The sequence below is a fragment of the Kaistia granuli DSM 23481 genome, from assembly GCF_000380505.1.
Classification (GTDB): Bacteria; Pseudomonadota; Alphaproteobacteria; order Rhizobiales; family Kaistiaceae; genus Kaistia; species Kaistia granuli.
In genome coordinates this window covers 55,895-73,069 of the sequence record NZ_AQYH01000007.1, presented here as the reverse complement: position 1 = coordinate 73,069, position 17,175 = coordinate 55,895, and the positions used below count along the sequence as shown (strand labels likewise).

Sequence of the window (17,175 nt, the reverse complement as noted above, 5' to 3'; positions counted from 1 at the left end):
GCGCAATACGGCATATCGCCGGCAACGACAAGGCCGCCAGGGACGCACCCGCCGAAGAAAGCACCATGCTACTCGGCAGATCTATGCCGGGCGGTGGCAGCAGGCTTCTATATTGTGCCCATCAGGATCGAGGACGAAGGCGCCATAATAGTCGGGATGATAATGGGCCCGAAGGCCGGGCGGGCCGTTGTCGACACCGCCTGCCGCCAGGGCGGCCTTGTAGAAGGCATCCACCGCCGCGCGGTTCTCCGCCACGAGAGCGAGATGGACATGGGGTTTGGTCTGCGCGCCGGGGCTGAGCCACAGTTCCGGCTTCGCACTGCCATAGCCGACGACATCGCCACGGCCGGTCACCGAGGCGGGGATCCGCATAAGCTCGCGGATGCCGAGCGGCGCCAGCGCCCCGTCATAGAAGGCCGTCGCCCGGTCGAGATCGCTCACCACAAGCCCGACATGATCGAAAATGCCCATCGCCCGCCCCTTTCAAGCGCGGGGCGCGCGCCCTGCCACGCGCCCTGGCGTGGCAGGGTAACGGCGATTCCGCCCGATGTCAGGGCGTCATCGGCTCGATTTCGAGGGAGAGACCCAGCTCGGCCGCCTTCTGGCGAATTTCATGTTCCGGCCGGTGCATCGCCGTCGCGATGATATCCGCCGGAACCCGTTCCACGGCCAGTTCCCGCAGCCTGTCGATGGCTTCGATCGTCCAGGTCGGCTCCATATCCTGCTTGATGGTCATGATCGTCTCCTTCCGAAAAAGCGATCGGTCCGGGGAAACGAAAACGGCGCGGAAGGGTTCCGCGCCGTCATGCCGAAATTCCGGGCAGCGAGGATCAGACGCGGCGCTCGACCATCATCTTCTTGATCTCGGCGATCGCCTTGGCCGGGTTCAGGCCCTTCGGGCAGGTCTGGGCGCAATTCATGATCGTGTGGCAACGATACAGGCGGAAGGGATCTTCCAGATTGTCGAGCCGCTCGCCGGTCGCCTCGTCGCGGCTGTCGATCAGCCAGCGATAGGCCTGCAGCAGCACGGCCGGGCCGAGATAGCGGTCGCCGTTCCACCAGTAACTCGGGCACGAGGTCGAGCAGCAGGCGCAGAGGATGCACTCATAGAGGCCGTCGAGCTTCTCGCGGTCGGCATGGCTCTGCAGCCATTCCTTCTGCGGCTCCGGCGTCGCCGTCTTCAGCCAGGGCTCGATCGAGCGGTGCTGGGCATAGAAATTGGTCAGGTCGGGGATCAGGTCCTTGACCACTTCCATGTGCGGCAGCGGATAGATCGCGACCGGGCCCTTCACCTCGTCGATGCCCTTCGTGCAGGCCAGCGTGTTCGAGCCGTCGATGTTCATCGCGCAGGAACCGCAAATGCCCTCGCGGCAGGAGCGGCGGAAGGTCAGCGTGGGGTCGATCTCGTTCTTGATCTTGATCAGCGCGTCGAGAACCATCGGCCCGCAGTCGTCGAGGTCGAGGTAATAGGTGTCGACATGCGGATTCTTGCCGTCGTCGGGATTCCAGCGATAGACGCGGAACTCCCGGACGTTGTTGGCGCCAGCCGGCCGGTCCCAGACCTTGCCTTCTGTGAGCTTCGAGTTCTTCGGGAGGGTCAGCTGGACCATAGTGAGCGTCCTCGGGCGTAAAATTCGTTCAGCGACGGTCCTTGCGGACCATGAGTTTCAAACCGGACCATGTGGCGTCGACCGCCGCGACCTTGATGTCGACGAGATCGAGACGGAGCGCCGCGTCGCGGACGACATCCTCGGTCACGTCGGTTTCGACCTTCGAGGCCTTCTTCGGCCACGACACCCAGATCATGCCGTCGCGCCGGATCACGTCCTGCAGCCGCGCCAGATCACAGTCGACCTCGGCCCGGCTCGTCGTGAAGGCATGCACCGCGTCCAGGCTGCGATCCGGGCCAAGCGGTTCGGCCCAGTGCGCCGTGCGGACGACGCGCCCGAACGGCACGCTGTCGAGCAACCCCTCCAGCCCCGCCGGCAGCGACACGAAGGCCACCGCCATCCCGGGCTTGAAGCCCAGCTTTTCCGGGAGCGAACGCCCGGAATAGCCGGCTGCGGGAGAGATCGCGGAGGCCATCATCCGCCCTTAGTAAACGCGAGCCTTCGGCTCGATGTACTGGATGTCGTTCGACATGGTGTAGGTGTGCACCGGCCGGTCGTCGAGCTTCACCGTCTTGTTGTCGGCGTCGATATAGGCGAGCGAATGCTTCATCCAGTTGACGTCGTCGCGCTCGGAATAGTCCTCGCGGGCGTGCGCGCCGCGCGATTCCTTGCGGGCCTGCGCCGAATCCATGGTGACGACGGCCTGGACGATCAGGTTCTCGAATTCGAGCGTCTCGACCAGGTCAGAATTCCAGATCAGCGAGCGATCGGTGACCTTGATGTCGTCCGAGCCCTTCCAGACCTGGTGGATCAGCTCATGGCCCTCGTCGAGCACCTCGCCGGTGCGGAAGACGGCGCAGTTCGACTGCATCACCTTCTGCATGTTCAGGCGCATCTCGGCCGTCGAGGTCGAGCCGCTAGCGTAGCGCAGGCGATCGAGACGGGCGACCGAGTTCTCGCCGGCGCCCTTCGCCAGTTCCTTCTGGGCCTGGTTCGGCTGCACGGTCTCGACGCAGCGCAGCGCCGCGGCGCGGCCGAACACGACGAGATCGGTCAGCGAGTTGGAACCGAGGCGGTTGGCGCCGTGCACGGAGACGCAGGCGGCCTCGCCGACGGCCATCAGGCCCGGAACGATCTGGTCCGGATCACCGCCAACCTTGTTCAGCACCTCGCCGTGATAGTTCGTCGGGATGCCGCCCATGTTGTAGTGGACGGTCGGCAGGACCGGGATCGGCTCCTTGGTCAGGTCGACGCCGGCGAAGATCTTGGCGCTCTCGGAAATGCCGGGCAGTCGCTCATGCAGGAGCGCCGGATCGAGATGGTCGAGGTGAAGGTGGATGTGGTCCTTCGCCTTGCCGACGCCGCGGCCTTCGCGGATCTCCATGGTCATGGCGCGCGAGACGACGTCGCGCGAGGCCAGGTCCTTGGCGGAGGGGGCATAGCGCTCCATGAAGCGCTCGCCCTCGGAATTGGTGAGGTAACCGCCCTCGCCGCGCGCGCCCTCGGTGATCAGGCAGCCGGCGCCGTAGATGCCGGTCGGGTGGAACTGCACGAATTCCATGTCCTGCAGCGGCAGGCCAGCGCGCAGCACCATGCCGCCGCCGTCGCCGGTGCAGGTATGGGCCGAGGTGGCGGAGAAATAGGCGCGGCCATAGCCGCCGGTGGCCAGGATCGTCTTGGCGGCGCGGAAGCGGTGCAGCGTGCCGTCCTCGAGGCAGAGCGCGACGACGCCCCGGCACTCGCCTTCTTCCATGATCAGGTCGATGGCGAAATATTCGATGAAGAACTCGGCCGAATGGCGCAGCGACTGGCCATAGAGCGTGTGCAGGATGGCGTGGCCGGTGCGGTCGGCGGCGGCGCAGGTGCGCTGCGCGATGCCCTTGCCGAAATTCGTCGTCATGCCGCCGAACGGCCGCTGGTAGATCTTGCCTTCCTCGGTGCGCGAGAACGGCACGCCGAAATGCTCGAGCTCGTAGACGGCGGCCGGCGCATTGCGGACGAGATATTCGATCGCGTCCTGGTCGCCCAGCCAGTCCGACCCCTTGACGGTGTCGTACATGTGGAAGCGCCAGTCGTCCTCGCCCATGTTGCCGAGCGCGGCGGAAATTCCGCCCTGGGCGGCAACCGTATGGGAACGGGTCGGAAACACCTTGGTGATGCAGGCGGTCTTCAGGCCGGCCTCGCTGGCGCCGAGCGTGGCACGCAGACCGGCGCCGCCGGCGCCGACGACGACGACGTCGAAGGTGTGGTCGACAAAGTTGTAGGCGCGGCCGTTGATGGACGCGCTCGCGTTGGCTTCAGCCATGGCTTCAGCCTCCGAAGCTGATCTTGAGGAAGGCGAGGATGGTCGCCACACCGATGGCGACCGCGAAGAACATGTTGGCGACCAGCGCGACGATCTTCAGACCGCCATGCAGGTAATCCTCGATGATGATCTGCATGCCGAGCTTCATGTGCCAGACGCCGGTGCCGATCATCAGGACCATCAGCAGCGCGACGAACGGGTTCGCCAGCGTCGCGACGACTTCCGGATAGGGCTTGCCGGCCAGCACGATCACCAGGAAGACAAACAGGATGGCCAGGACGGCGAGAGCGGCGCCGGTGAGGCGCTGATGCCAGAAATGGCCCGTGCCCTCCTTGGCCGAGCCGAGCCCGCGAACGCGGCCGAGCGGTGTACGCATGTGATTACCCCTCAGCGAACGGCGAGCGCCACGACCCAGATCAGGATCGTCAGCACGGCGGAGCCGATGATGTTGGCCCAGGCGAGATTGTCGCGCGCCGGCTTCGAGAAGCCCGCGCCGAAATCCCAGACGAAGTGGCGGATGCCGCCGAGCAGGTGCTGCATCAGCGCCCATGTGTAGCCGAACAGCACCAGCAGGCCGATCCACGAGCCGAACACCCAGGACACCCAGGAGAAGGGACCCGGGCCGGCGGCGGCGGCGATCGCCCACCAGGCCAGAAGCAGCGTGCCGAAATAGAGCGCGCCGCCCGTGACACGCTGCAGGATCGACACCGTCATGGTGATCGGCCAGCGATAGACCTGAAGGTGCGGAGAAAGCGGACGGCCCGTCTTCGCCTCGGCATTCGACATCGTGTTCATCCTCAATCGCTTACGTAAACGTAAGCATTTAGGGTCGTGAGTTTGGACCGGTTCTAACCCCATTGTGCGGCGCGGTCAAAACGGTCTTTTGCATGACGCAGGGTGATGCGGAGACCTTTTCGCGACTCGCGACGATGGCATGCAATCATGCCCCGCTTTGACGCCCTCATGAAAGCCTTCGAATGCGCCGCGCGCGCCCGGAGGCGCCACCGTCCCTGGAGACCCACATGTCCCGTCAGCTGATTTCGACCGGATCCCCCTTCGAACGACAGGCCGGCTACTCGCGCGCCGTCGTCCAGGGGCCCTGGTGCTTCGTCGCCGGCACCACCGGCTACGACTATGCCAGCATGACCATGCCGGAAGCGGTCGGCGCGCAGACGGAAAACGCGATGGCGACGATCACCGCCGCGCTGGAAGAAGCGGGCTTCGCGCTCGGGGACGTTGTTCGCGTGCATTATCATGTCACCGACGCCGCCTTCGCCGACGCGGTGTTCGCCGTCGTCGGCCCCCAGTTCCGGGACATCCGCCCGGCCGCGACGATGACCGTCTGCGGCCTGATCCGGCCCGAAATGAAGGTCGAGATCGAGGTGACGGCGCTCAAAGCCTGATTCCCGGCCCTGACGTCGCGGGTTCGGCTTGCATCGCTGCACCTGCGCGGCTATCGCTGCCCGCGCATTCACCCGCCCGCAGACCCGCTCGACAAGAGAACCCGCGACATGACCAGCTACAAGCTTCTCCTCCTCCCCGGTGATGGCATCGGCACGGAAATCATGGCCGAAGTGAAGACGGTCATCGACTGGTTCACCAAGCGCGGCGTCGCCGCCTTCGAGTATGAGCAGGATCTGGCGGGCGGCGCGGCCTATGACGCGCACGGCAAGGCGATCTCCGAAGCGACGATGAAGCTGGCGCAGGAATCCGACGCCGTCATTTTCGGCGCCGTTGGCGGCCCGAAGTGGGACAGCGTCCCCTATGACGTCCGTCCCGAGGCGGCACTGCTGCGCCTGCGCAAGGATCTGGAGCTCTTCGCCAATCTGCGCCCGGCCATCTGCTACCCGGCGCTGGCCGATGCCTCCTCGCTGAAGCGCGAGCTGGTCGAGGGCCTCGACATCCTGATCGTGCGCGAGCTGACCGGCGGCGTCTATTTCGGCTCGCCGAAGGAAATCGTCACGCTGGAGAACGGCGAGAAGCGCGCCGTCGACACCCAGCTCTACACGACCTCCGAGATCGAGCGCATCGCCCGCGTCGCCTTCGACCTCGCCAAGACCCGTTCGAGCCGCGTCGCCTCGGCCGAGAAGCGCAACGTCATGAAGTCGGGCGTGCTCTGGAACCAGGTCGTCACCAAGGTCGGCAAGGAAGAATATTCCGATGTCGCGCTCGAGCATGTGCTCGCCGACAATTGCGCCATGCAGCTCGTCCGCCGCCCGAAGCAGTATGACGTCATCGTCTGCGACAACCTGTTCGGCGACATCCTGTCCGACGTCGCGGCGATGCTGACCGGCTCGCTCGGCATGCTGCCGTCCGCGGCGCTTGGCGCCCCCGACGCAACGACGGGCCGCCGCAAGGCGATGTACGAGCCCGTGCACGGCTCGGCCCCGGACATCGCCGGCCAGGGCATTTCCAACCCGATCGCGATGATCGCCTCCTTCGCGATGGCGCTGCGCTATTCCTTCGGCCTCGTTCGGGAAGCCGACCTGCTCGACAGCGCCATCTCGGGCGTGCTCAGCAAGGGCCTGCGCACCGGCGACATCTATACCGAGGGCACGAAGAAGGTCGGCACCAAGGAGATGGGCGCCGCGATCGTCGCCGAACTCGACCTGCTGTCGGCCTGAGAAGAACGCAAGCCGCGGCCGAATCTTTTTGCCGGATCCCGACTGGTCAAGCTTCGGTGATCTCTGTATAAGGCCGCATTCGAATAGATCTGCTGTGCCCTTGCCGGGCGGCGCGCCGCCGGTCGACGGCATATGACGAAGGAAGAATGAAATGGCTGTTCCGAAGCGAAAGACGTCGCCGTCGAAGCGTAACATGCGCCGTTCGCACGACGCCCTGACGCAGCCGGCCTACACCGAGGACAAGAATTCGGGCGAGCTCCGCCGCCCGCATCACATTGACCTCAAGACCGGCATGTATCGCGGCCGTCAGATCCTGACGCCGAAGAGCGAAGGCTAATCCGGCCGGGCGCCCGCGCCCGACGGATCATCGCGAGACGCGAAGTTCAAGGGTCGGCCCAAAGCCGGCCCTTTTCTTTTGCGACAAGTCCAGCCGTTCCGCATAACCCGAAAGATGGAGGGTCCTCCCCATGGCGTTCCATCGGGCCTTTCTCTAGGGTCCGTTACGGCATCGGGAAAGCGACGAAGCCGGCGCTGCGCAAAGGAAATGCCGATTGTGACGAATATGGTGAGCGGCCCAGATCAGACCGAGCGCCAGGACGATACGGCCGCCATTCTGTCCACGATCGGCGAAGTCGCCTATCGCTGGATGCTGGAAGGCGACCGGCTCGAATGGGGCGGCGACGCCTTGGCACTGCTCGGCCTCGACTCGACCGATTCGATCGCGACGGGCCAGGCCTTCGCGCAGTTGCTGGATGACGCCAGCCCGCTTTCGCGCGACGAAAGCCTGCTGGTCGGCACCGACAATGGCGACGGTGTCGCCTACCAGATCGAATACGCCCTCCGGCCGGCCGGCCCGCGCGGCCCGACCCTCTGGATCGAGGACACAGGCCGCTGGTACGCCGATGGCGGCGAGGCGGCCCGGCGCGCCGAAGGCGTGCTGCGCGTCATCAACGAGCGCCATGCCCGCGAGCAGCGCCTCGCCTTCCTGTCGCGCTATGACGACGTCACCGGCCTCTACAACCGCTCCGCCCTGCTCGACATTCTCGACCAAACCATCACCGATGCCCGGGAGCAGCGCAGCAGCGCCGCCTTCCTGCTCGTCGCCATCGACGATTTCCGCCTGATCAACGATGCCTATGGTTACCGCGCCGGCGACCGCGTGCTCGCCGCCGTGGCGCGACGAATCCGCGGCCGGCTGCGCGACGGCGACATCATGGGCCGCTTTTCCGGCCACAAGCTCGGCCTCGTGCTGATGGCCTGCGACGAGAACGAGATGGCCTTCGCGGCCGAACGCTTCCTGGCCGCCATCCGCGACGACGTCGTGGCGACGGCCGACGGCACTGTATCGATCACCATCTCGATCGGCGGCGTCGCCGTGCCGCGCGACGCCGGCAACCGCGAAGAGGCGATGGAGCGGGTCCAGGAAAGCCTCGGCAGGGCGCGCAATGCCGGCCGTGGCCGCTTCGTCGGATACACCCCCTCGCCCGAGCGCGAAGCCGAGCGGCAATCCAATATCGCACTGTCCCAGCAGTTGATCGGCGCCCTGTCCGAGCAGCGGCTGCGGCTCGCCTTCCAGCCGGTCGTCGACATCCGCACCCGCGAGACGGTCTTCCACGAAGCGTTGCTGCGCCTGGCGCAACCGGACGGCAGCATCGCCTCGGCCGGGCAGATCGTGCCGCTCGCAGAGCGCCTCGGCCTCTCGCGCCTGTTCGACCTCGCCGTGCTCGACCGCGTCCTCGATACGCTCGCCCGCCACCCCGAGGCGCGCCTCTCGCTCAACGTGGCGCCGGAGACGGCGGCGGGCGCCGACTGGCTGGCCAAATTCGCCCGCATCGTCGGCCAGCGCCCCGATATCGGCAGCCGGATCATCGTCGAGATCACCGAGACCAGCGCCATCCGCAATCTCGACGAGACGGCCTATTTCGTTTCCACCGTGCATGATCTCGGCGCCCGCCTCGCCATCGACGATTTCGGCGCCGGCTTCACCTCGTTCCGCAATTTGCGGGCGCTCCGGATCGACATGGTCAAGATCGATGGCAGTTTCATCGCGACGCTGCCCGCCAGTCCGGACGACCAGGTCTTCGTGCGCCGGCTGGTCGAACTGGCGCAGGATCTTGGCATCGAGACGGTGGCGGAATGGGTGCAGGACGAGGAAACCGTCGCCCTGCTGGCCGGCTGGGGTGTTGATCGCATCCAGGGCCATCTGAGCGGGGCGGCCAGCCTGACCCCGCCCTGGGCGTAGCGACAGCCGCGGCTCGGATCGTGGCGCCTAGCGCGCGAACCGGTCCATCGCTTCCGCCATCGCGATGTCGCGCTCGGTCAGCCCGTCGGCGTCATGCGTCGCCAGCGTCACCGTGACCGTGCGGTAGATATTGGCCCATTCGGGATGGTGGTTCATCCGTTCGGCCAGGAGCGCCACCCGCGTCATGAAGGCGAACGCCTCCTGGAAATCGCCAAAGGTGAAGACCTTGGTGATGGCCTCGCGGCCCTCGGTCAGCGTCCAGCCATCAAGCCCGGCCAGCGCCGTCGCCCGCTCCGCCTCTCCCAGTCGTGCGATCATCCGCGTGCCTCCGAATATTCGGCGAGCGGATAGGTCTGCTCGACCACATAGGGGCCGCCGCCGGTCGACGCCTTCGACGAGAACAGGACGAATCGGGCGACATGCAGGCCGGCCGCGACGAGCCCGCCGCGCAACGCCAGATAGTCCGCGACGTCGCGATGCGGCGTGTTGCGCAGGCGCGCCAGCGTGACATGCGGCGTGTATTTGCGTCCCTCGGGCGGCAAGCCGATCCGCTGGATGATGCGCTCCTGCTCCGCCTGCAGCTCGGACAGCGCCCGCGAGGCCGCGATCCGCGCGACGATCGAATGCGGCTTGGCGCTGCCGAACGAATCGAGCCCGGAGAACTGCAGATCGAACTCGCGCCGGCGGACCCTGGCCATCGCATCGGCGATCTCATCGGCGGTTCGATCGTCGATGTCGCCGATGAAACGCAGGGTGACGTGGTAGTTCTCCGCATCGATCCATCGCGCGCCGGCGAGGCCGCCGCGCAGGAGCGAGAGCCGTTGGGCGAGGTCCTCCGGGATCTCGAGACCGGTGAACAGGCGCGGCATGGTCGCCCTCCTTTGTCGGGTGGCGGGAGTGCCAAGGGTCGCGGTTTGCCGGCCGGCTGTAAAGCCTTTTCCGACCCGCTCAGGGGCAGGGATTTCCCCGCCACTGGTGAACGGCGTCGATCTTCGCCTCGAGTTCGGACGTGATGATGACATCCGCCGCCGCGATATCGACCTTGAGCTGTTCGAGCGTGGTGGCGCCGATGATGTTGGACGTGACGAAGCAGCGGCTGGTGGCGAAGGCGATGGCCAGTGCGGCCGGATCGAGGTTCGCCTCGCGGGCAATCGCCAGATAGGCGTCGATCGCCTCATGGGCGCCCGGCGTCTCGTAGCGGTCGCCGCGATTGAACAGCGTCGTGCGGGCGCCGGCCGGACGGGCGCCGTTCTGGTACTTGCCGGTCAGGTAGCCCTGGGCGAGCGGCGAATAGACGAGCAGGCCGACCTGCTCGCGCATCGACACTTCGGCCAGATTGACCTCATAGGTGCGGTTCAGGAGGTTGTAGGCGTTCTGGACCGAGACGACGCGCGGCCCCTTGCCGGCCTCGGCGGCGGCGACGAAACGCATCGTGCCCCAGGCGGTCTCGTTCGACAGGCCGACATGGCGGACCTTGCCTTCCTTGACCAGTTCGTCGAGGGCGGCCAGCGTCTCCTCGATCGGCACCTCGTCAGGCGCCGGCTCGGGATGGCGGTAGACGGTCGGGTTGGAACCCCACTGCGGCACGTGGCGGTCGGGCGAATGCAGCTGGTAGAGATCGAGATAGTCCGTCTGCAGACGCTTCAGGCTGTTCTCGATGGCGGCGCGAATGTGGGCGCGCGACAGCGTCGGCGTCACGCCGCCGTCGCGGAACCAGGTGAAGCCGTTGCGGCCGCACACCTTGGAAGCGAGGATGACCTTGTCGCGATTGCCCTTCGCCTTCATCCAGTTGCCGATGATGCGCTCGGTCGCACCCTGCGTCTCCGCCTTCGGCGGGATCGAATAGAGCTCGGCCGTATCGAGGAAATTGACGCCCTGCTCGAAGGCGTAGTCCATCTGGGCATGACCTTCGGCCTCGGTGTTCTGCTGGCCCCAGGTCATCGTGCCCAGGCAGATGGCGGACACGCGAAGATCGGTTCGTCCGAGCGAACGGTATTCCATGGCGAAAAGCTCCGGGAAATTGGCGCGGCGGGGCCGGAAAGCAACGGCGGGCGGGGTGATGCGGACGACCGGTCAGCGCTTGGCTTGCGCGACCAGATCCTCCACGGCGGGAAGGATTTTCTCGACGATCACCGCGATGCCGGCCGCGTTGGGATGCATCCCGTCGGCCAGCAGCAGGTCCTGCTCGGCTGCGACGCCGTCGAGGAAGAACGGATATAGCATCGCGCCATGCTTGGCGGCCAGATCCGGATAGAGACCGTCGAAGCGTTTTGCATAATCGGGGCCGAGATTGGGCGCGGCGCGCATGCCGGCGAGCAGCACCGGCAGCTTGCGCTCGCCAAGCCGTGTCAGGATGGCGTCGAGGGCCTGGCGTGGCTGGTCAGGATCGAAGCCGCGCAGCATGTCGTTGGCGCCGAGCTCGACGATGACCGCCTCAGCGTCCGGATCGACCGACCAGTCGAGCCGGGCGAGGCCGCCGGCCGCCGTATCACCGGAGACGCCGGCATTGACCACCGTCACATCCAGCCCCTTCGCCGCAAGCGCCTTCTGGAGCTGGTCGGTGAAACCCTCGCCGGGTCCGAGCCCGTAGCCCGCGGAGAGGCTGTCGCCGAGCACGACGAGGCGAAGCGGCGCGGCGGAGGCCGATCCGGCCGTCGCCAGAAAAAGGGACAGGCCCAACGAGATAGCCAGCGCGAGGGTCTTTATCATTGAATGTTTGCCACCATATTGAGCCGAACGCGCCGCGATCGGCAGGACGCCGGCGTTCGACGGCTTCCTCCGATCGACGAGCCTGCCCGTCGCACGATATAGGGTTCGCGCGTGGCTGATACACTCCCGAATGGTTCCGACGCCGTCATCAAGCTTTCAGCCGTCGAACTGGCACTCGGATCGGGAGCGGCGCGGGTCCATATCCTCAAACACGTCTCGCTCGCCGTCGAAGCCGGCGAGAGCGTCGCCCTGGTCGGGCCGTCCGGTTCGGGAAAATCAACCCTGCTGATGACGATGGCCGGGCTGGAGCGGGTCGACAAGGGCCGTGTGCTCGTCGCCGGCACCGATCTCGCCGCCCTCAACGAGGACGGGCTGGCCCGATTCCGCGGCCAGAATGTCGGCATCATCTTCCAATCCTTCCATCTGATTCCCAACATGACGGCGCTCGAGAACGTCGCCGTTCCGCTGGAGCTCGCCGGCCGGCGCGACGCCTTTGACCGCGCGGCGGAGGAGCTTGCCCTCGTCGGCCTCGGCCACCGGATGGAACACTATCCCTCCGCGCTTTCCGGCGGCGAACAGCAGCGCGTCGCCATCGCCCGCGCTCTGGTCGCCCGCCCCGCCATCCTGTTCGCCGACGAACCGACCGGCAATCTCGACGAGACGACCGGCCGCGAGATCGCCGACCTCCTGTTCGCGACCTGCGCCGAGCGTGGCACCACGCTGGTGCTCGTCACGCATGACAATGCGCTCGCCGCGCGCTGCGACCGGCTGATTCGCATCCATTCCGGCGTCGTCGACGCCAACGATGCGGGCCTCGCTGCCCGGAGCGCGGCCGAATGACGAGCGAGGCAACCCTGGCCGCCGCCGCGCCGGCAAGCGCCGCTTCCCTCGCCCTACCGCTGCCGTTGCGTTTCGCCCTGCGCGAACTTCGCGGCGGGCTGCGCGGCTTCGTCGTCTTCCTCGCCTGCATCGCGCTCGGCGTCGCGGCCATCGCCGCCGTCGGCTCGGTCTCCCGCGCCATGACGGACGGACTCGCCCGCCAGGGCCAGGCCATTCTCGGCGGCGACATCGCCTTCACCCTGGTGCAGCGCCAGGCCTCGCCCGAGGAGCGCAAATTCCTCGAAGCCCATGGCGCCGTCTCCGAGATCGCCGCCATGCGCGGCATGGCGCGGCTGCCGGACGGCTCCGACCAGGCGCTGGTCGAGATCAAGGCGGTCGACGCCGCCTACCCGCTCTATGGCACGCTCAAGGCCGCCGAGGGCCTCGACGCGACCGCGACGCTCAATGCCGGCCGCGCCCTGGCGGATCCCGAACTCTTCACCCGGCTCGGCCTCAAGCCGGGCGACGAGATCACCGTCGGGGCGGCGCGGCTGACGCTCGCCGGCGCCATCGCCGACGAACCCGACAAGCTGGCGACCGGTCTCGGTTTCGGGCCGCGCCTGCTGCTGTCGCGGGCGGCCCTCGACCAGACCGGCCTTGTCCAGCCCGGCAGTCTCGTGCAGTGGAGCTACCGGCTGCGTCTGCCGGACGGCACACCGGACAGTGCCGTCACCGGCCTGACCGAGACGGCGAACACCACCCTGCCGAAAGCCGGCTGGCAGATCCGCAGCCGCGACGACGCCTCGCCGGGCCTCAAGCGCAACATCAGCCAGTTCGCCCAATATCTGACGCTGGTCGGCCTCGCCGCGCTGATCGTCGGCGGCGTCGGCGTCGCCAACGCGGTCGGCGCCTTCATGGAGGTGAAGCGGCCCGTCATCGCGACGCTGCGCTCGCTCGGTGCCCCCGGCCGCCTGATCACCCAGATCTATCTGATCCAGATCCTGCTGATCGCGCTGATCGGCGTCGCCATCGGTCTTGCCATCGGCGCGCTCGTTCCCGTCGTCGCGCTGCAATTCCTCGCCGACGTGCTGCCGGTCGGCGCCGAAACGGGCTTCTACCCGGGCGCGCTCGCCTATGCGGCGCTCTACGGGCTGATGACGGCGCTCACCTTCGCGCTCGTGCCGCTCGGGCGCGCCGGCGACATCGCGCCGACGGCGCTGTTCCGCGACGGCGCCGCTTTCGGCACGTCGCGGCCGCGGCTCGCCTTCCTGGCGCTGGCGATCTTCTCGGCCGCCGTGCTCGCCGGCCTCGCCGTGCTGCTCGCCTATGATCGCCGCATCGCGCTCTATTTCGTCGTCGCCGTCGCCGGCGCCTTCCTGCTGCTGCGGATCGTCGCCTTCCTCGTCACGGCACTCGCCCGCCGGGCCCCGCGCGCCAATTCGACCGAATGGCGGCTTGCCATCGGCAACATCCACCGCCCCGGCGCGCTGACCGGCTCGGTCGTGCTGTCGCTCGGCCTCGGACTGACGGTGCTGGTGACGATCGCGCTCATCGACGGCAATCTGCATCGCCAGCTGACGCAATCCCTGCCCGACCGGGCGCCCAGCTTCTTCTTCCTCGATGTTCAGAATTCCGAAGCGCCCGCCTTCGTCGATTTCCTCAAGAAGGAAGTACCCTCCGGCACCGTCGAGAGCGTGCCGATGCTGCGCGGCCGCATCATTGCGGTGAACCGGACCCCGGCCGATCAGGTGACGCCGGCGCCCGATGTCGCCTGGGCGCTGAAGGGCGACCGCGGTGTCACCTTCTCGGCCGAGCCGCCGAAGAATTCCCGCCTCGTCGCGGGCGACTGGTGGGCGGCCAACTATAGCGGCCCGCCGCTCGTCTCGATGGAAGCGGGCGTCGCTCGCGGTCTCGGCCTCAAGCCCGGCGACACCGTGACCGTCAATGTGCTCGGCCGCGAGATCACGGCGACGATCGCCAATCTTCGCGAGGTCGCCTGGGAAAGCCTCGCCATCAACTTCGTCATGGTGTTCTCGCCGTCGACTTTCGCCGGCGCTCCCTATTCGGTGCTGGCGACGCTGTCCTATCCCGGCGGCGCCGACCCGGCGCGCGAGGCGGCGCTGATGCGCGACGCCGGCACGCAGTTTCCGGCCGTGACGGCGATCCGCGTGCGCGAGGCGCTCGACCGCATCTCGTCGATCCTCGACCAGCTGATGCTGGCGATCCGGGTCGCCTCGTCGATCGCGCTCGCGGCGTCGGTTCTGGTGCTGGCCGGAGCGCTCGCCGCCGGTCACCGCCAGCGGCTCTACGACGCGGTGATCCTGAAGACGCTCGGCGCGACGCGGCGCCAGCTGCTCTACGCCTTCGGGCTGGAATACGGCCTGCTCGGTCTGGCGACGGCCATTTTCGCCGTGATTGCCGGTTCACTGGCCGCCTGGGGCGTCGTCGCCAGTGTCATGAGCCAGCCCTTCGCGGTGTTCCCGGTCACGGCGATCGTCGCCGCCCTGCTGGCCGTCACGCTGACCATCGGCCTCGGACTCGCCGGAACCTGGCGCCTGCTCGGCCAAAAGGCGGCACCCGTGCTCAGAAACCTGTAGGCGCGGAAACCGGCTTCGTTTACGATTGCGGGAATTATGCCACGCTGGATCTTTCTGGAACTCTTGCGTGGTGCGGTCGGGATGACCATATCGCAATGGCACCCGAGGGTTTGTCACCTGGCGGAACCGAAAGGGTTTCTGACGCCGGATGATGGAAACGGGGGTTTCGCGGCAAAAGCGTCCGCGGATTTTTTGGTTCGGAGAGGACTTCGATGGCAGATTTCGACAATCGCGTCTCACCGTTTGGCGCAGCGCGTGCCGAAACCGGTGTTATCGACCAGGGCCTGCGCACGCATATGCTGCAGGTCTACAACTACATGGCGATCGGCCTGATGATCACGGGCGCCGCGGCGCTCGGCATCTTCAAGCTTGCCGTGACGAGCGATCCGTCGCAGGCGGTCGGCCAGATGGCCAACGGTCTGATGCTGACGAGCCTCGGCGCCACGATCTATACCGGCCCGCTGATGTGGGTGCTGATGCTGGCTCCGGTCGGGCTGGTGTTCTGGCTGTCGTTCGGCATCCACAAGATGTCGACCTCGACCGCGCAGCTCGTGTTCTGGGGCTATGCCGCGCTGATGGGCATCTCGCTGTCGTCGATCTTCGCCGTCTACACGGCGCAGTCGATCACGCAGGTGTTCTTCATCACCGCCGCCACCTTCGGCGCGATGAGCCTGTACGGCTACACGACGAAGCGCGATCTGACCGGAATGGGCTCGTTCCTGTTCATGGGCCTGATCGGTATCATCATCGCCTCGATCGTCAACATCTTCATCGGATCGTCGGCACTCGGTTTCGCGATCTCGATCCTCGGCGTGCTGATCTTCACGGGCCTCACCGCCTATGACACGCAGAAGATCAAGGAAATGTACTATGTCGGCGACGATGGCACGGTTGCCGGCCGCAAGGCGATCATGGGCGCGCTGACGCTCTATCTCGACTTCATCAACCTCTTCCTGATGATGCTCCGCCTGTTCGGCGACCGCCGCTAAGGCGTGCATCGGTAGAGATCGAAGGGCGCGGCCGAGGCCGCGCCCTTTTTTTTTCGAGCCCGGCCAAAAACTCCATGCTGCCTGCATCCGACCCACTCCGGATCCGTCCCGCGACCCGCGAGGATATCGCCGCCATTACGGCGATCTATCAGCATGCCGTGCGCCACGGCACCGCGAGCTTCGAGCTCGACCCGCCGCCGGAAGCGGAAATGGAACGCCGCTTCGAGGCCCTGGTGACAGGAGGACACCCCTATCTCGTCGCCGCGCGGGGAGACCGGGTTCTCGGATACGCCTATGCCGGTCCCTATCGTCCGCGCGCCGCCTACCGCTCCACCGTCGAGGATTCCATCTATCTGGCGCCGGAGGCGCAGGGGCAGGGTATCGGCGGCCGGCTGCTGTCGGAGCTGATCGAGGCGGCGACCACGGCCGGATTTCGCCAGATGATCGGCGTCATCGGCGATTCAGGCAATGCAGCGTCGATCCGACTGCACGAGGCGCTCGGTTTCCATCGCGTCGGTGTCTTCGAGAAGGTCGGCTGGAAGCACGGCCGCTGGCTCGACTGCGTGCTGATGCAGCGGGCGCTCGGCGCCGGCAGCGACGCCCCGCCGGCCGCGGGCTGACGCCGTCAGCCGCGGACGAGCTTCAGCTTGCTGTCGAGCACGGTCAGCACCTGCCGCAGATCATGGCCGCGCTTCATCACATAGCCGCCGGTCGCCACCACGGCATAGGCGCCCTGGCGGTTGCGCAGTTCCGGATCCTTGATGACCCGGTAGAGCGGCATTTCCGACGAGCGGCGAAAGATCGAGAACACGGCCTTGTCGCGCAGATGATCGATGGCATAGTCGCGCCATTCACCGGCGGCGACCATCCGTCCATAGACCCGGAGGATCTCGTTCAGTTCGAGACGGTTGAAGGCGATGAGGGGAACGGACTTGGCCGTTTCCGGTGGGTTCAGCGCCAGAAGCGTGGCGCTGCCACCGGACGCCGCCTTGTCTTCACCTTCGCTCACAGGCGCCTCCCGTTGCCAGTTCGCACCGTCGTCGAACCGGCATGATCGCTCCGAAGTCCCCCTGTGGCAAGGTCGCCTTCGCCGCGGGCAGAGGCGGAGCCCCGTCCGATCGAGGCGCAAGCGCCCACCCGGTCTCCTGACGGAACATCACGATTCCGTGAAGGTGGCGTCGCTAAATTCCTTTATTCCGCCCTTTTTCGGCCCGGCACCGGCCGCATTGAACTGGCAAAACCTTAGCATTGCTTCGAACGGTCCGGCTTGGCCAAGGCTT

Annotated in this window: 20 protein-coding genes; 8 read left to right on the top strand and 12 right to left on the bottom strand. The window is 66.7% G+C overall.

The window, feature by feature from the left end:
* Nucleotides 1-81: 81 nt before the first annotated feature.
* The 7 genes from G342_RS0110310 to sdhC all read right to left on the bottom strand — a co-directional run bounded on the left by G342_RS0110310 (nt 82) and on the right by sdhC (nt 4,701).
* Nucleotides 82-465, bottom strand: a complete 384-nt coding sequence (locus G342_RS0110310) for a VOC family protein (RefSeq protein WP_026304307.1) — start codon at nt 463-465, stop codon at nt 82-84.
* Nucleotides 466-550: 85 nt separating this feature from the next.
* On the bottom strand, nt 551-736 hold the full coding sequence (locus G342_RS0110305; RefSeq protein WP_018183058.1) for a hypothetical protein: 186 nt from the start codon (nt 734-736) through the stop codon (nt 551-553).
* A 94-nt stretch (nt 737-830) separates the two neighbouring features.
* Entirely contained in the window at nt 831-1,610 is a 780-nt protein-coding gene (locus G342_RS0110300) for a succinate dehydrogenase iron-sulfur subunit (protein WP_018183057.1), read from the bottom strand.
* A gap of 28 nt (nt 1,611-1,638) precedes the next feature.
* Nucleotides 1,639-2,088: a DUF3052 family protein gene (locus tag G342_RS0110295; RefSeq protein WP_018183056.1), complete on the bottom strand. Its 450-nt coding sequence runs from the start codon at nt 2,086-2,088 to the stop codon at nt 1,639-1,641.
* A gap of 6 nt (nt 2,089-2,094) precedes the next feature.
* Nucleotides 2,095-3,915 (bottom strand): succinate dehydrogenase flavoprotein subunit, encoded by a 1,821-nt coding sequence (gene sdhA / locus G342_RS0110290; protein WP_018183055.1) that lies wholly within the window; start codon nt 3,913-3,915, stop codon nt 2,095-2,097.
* Nucleotides 3,916-3,919: 4 nt separating this feature from the next.
* Nucleotides 3,920-4,291: a succinate dehydrogenase, hydrophobic membrane anchor protein gene (gene sdhD, locus G342_RS0110285; protein WP_018183054.1), complete on the bottom strand. Its 372-nt coding sequence runs from the start codon at nt 4,289-4,291 to the stop codon at nt 3,920-3,922.
* Between the two features lie 11 nt (nt 4,292-4,302).
* Nucleotides 4,303-4,701, bottom strand: coding sequence for a succinate dehydrogenase, cytochrome b556 subunit (gene sdhC / locus G342_RS0110280; protein ID WP_026304305.1), 399 nt, complete (start codon nt 4,699-4,701; stop codon nt 4,303-4,305).
* 236 nt (nt 4,702-4,937) lie between these two features.
* Between sdhC and G342_RS0110275 the strand changes: the two genes are divergently transcribed.
* The 4 genes from G342_RS0110275 (at nt 4,938) to G342_RS23810 (ending at nt 8,781) form a co-directional block, all read left to right on the top strand.
* Complete coding sequence (locus tag G342_RS0110275) at nt 4,938-5,318, top strand: RidA family protein (RefSeq protein ID WP_018183052.1); 381 nt, start codon at nt 4,938-4,940, stop codon at nt 5,316-5,318.
* A gap of 108 nt (nt 5,319-5,426) precedes the next feature.
* On the top strand, nt 5,427-6,539 hold the full coding sequence (gene leuB, locus G342_RS0110270; protein ID WP_018183051.1) for a 3-isopropylmalate dehydrogenase: 1,113 nt from the start codon (nt 5,427-5,429) through the stop codon (nt 6,537-6,539).
* 151 nt (nt 6,540-6,690) lie between these two features.
* Nucleotides 6,691-6,876 carry a 50S ribosomal protein L32 gene (gene rpmF / locus G342_RS0110265; RefSeq protein WP_018183050.1) on the top strand — a complete coding sequence of 62 codons (186 nt, stop codon included), beginning with the start codon at nt 6,691-6,693 and terminating at the stop codon, nt 6,874-6,876.
* A 225-nt stretch (nt 6,877-7,101) separates the two neighbouring features.
* Nucleotides 7,102-8,781, top strand: a complete 1,680-nt coding sequence (locus G342_RS23810; protein WP_040878720.1) for a putative bifunctional diguanylate cyclase/phosphodiesterase — start codon at nt 7,102-7,104, stop codon at nt 8,779-8,781.
* Between the two features lie 27 nt (nt 8,782-8,808).
* On the opposite strand, the gene G342_RS0110255 is transcribed toward G342_RS23810, so the two are convergent.
* The 4 genes from G342_RS0110255 to G342_RS0110240 all read right to left on the bottom strand — a co-directional run bounded on the left by G342_RS0110255 (nt 8,809) and on the right by G342_RS0110240 (nt 11,490).
* Nucleotides 8,809-9,099, bottom strand: coding sequence for a 4a-hydroxytetrahydrobiopterin dehydratase (locus G342_RS0110255; RefSeq protein ID WP_018183048.1), 291 nt, complete (start codon nt 9,097-9,099; stop codon nt 8,809-8,811).
* A complete protein-coding gene (gene thpR / locus G342_RS0110250; RefSeq protein WP_018183047.1) occupies nt 9,096-9,650 on the bottom strand; it encodes an RNA 2',3'-cyclic phosphodiesterase in 555 nt (184 codons plus the stop codon). Before thpR ends, G342_RS0110255 begins: the two co-directional genes overlap by 4 nt.
* Before the next feature lie 79 nt (nt 9,651-9,729).
* Entirely contained in the window at nt 9,730-10,782 is a 1,053-nt protein-coding gene (locus G342_RS0110245; protein WP_018183046.1) for an aldo/keto reductase, read from the bottom strand.
* Nucleotides 10,783-10,854: 72 nt separating this feature from the next.
* On the bottom strand, nt 10,855-11,490 hold the full coding sequence (locus G342_RS0110240; protein ID WP_026304304.1) for an arylesterase: 636 nt from the start codon (nt 11,488-11,490) through the stop codon (nt 10,855-10,857).
* A gap of 111 nt (nt 11,491-11,601) precedes the next feature.
* Here G342_RS0110240 and G342_RS0110235 point away from each other — a divergent pair, with 111 nt between their 5' ends.
* From G342_RS0110235 to G342_RS0110220, 4 genes are all read left to right on the top strand, one after another.
* The gene (locus G342_RS0110235) at nt 11,602-12,330 is read left to right on the top strand and encodes an ABC transporter ATP-binding protein (protein ID WP_018183044.1); all 729 of its coding nucleotides are present in this window, start codon (nt 11,602-11,604) and stop codon (nt 12,328-12,330) included.
* Nucleotides 12,327-14,906, top strand: coding sequence for an ABC transporter permease (locus G342_RS0110230; RefSeq protein ID WP_018183043.1), 2,580 nt, complete (start codon nt 12,327-12,329; stop codon nt 14,904-14,906). Before G342_RS0110235 ends, G342_RS0110230 begins: the two co-directional genes overlap by 4 nt.
* Before the next feature lie 212 nt (nt 14,907-15,118).
* Complete coding sequence (locus tag G342_RS0110225) at nt 15,119-15,895, top strand: Bax inhibitor-1/YccA family protein (RefSeq protein WP_018183042.1); 777 nt, start codon at nt 15,119-15,121, stop codon at nt 15,893-15,895.
* 74 nt (nt 15,896-15,969) lie between these two features.
* Entirely contained in the window at nt 15,970-16,515 is a 546-nt protein-coding gene (locus tag G342_RS0110220; protein WP_018183041.1) for a GNAT family N-acetyltransferase, read from the top strand.
* 5 nt (nt 16,516-16,520) lie between these two features.
* Here the strand turns inward: G342_RS0110220 and G342_RS0110215 are convergent, their stop codons facing one another.
* A complete protein-coding gene (locus G342_RS0110215; protein ID WP_018183040.1) occupies nt 16,521-16,904 on the bottom strand; it encodes a DUF2794 domain-containing protein in 384 nt (127 codons plus the stop codon).
* Nucleotides 16,905-17,175: the final 271 nt, after the last annotated feature.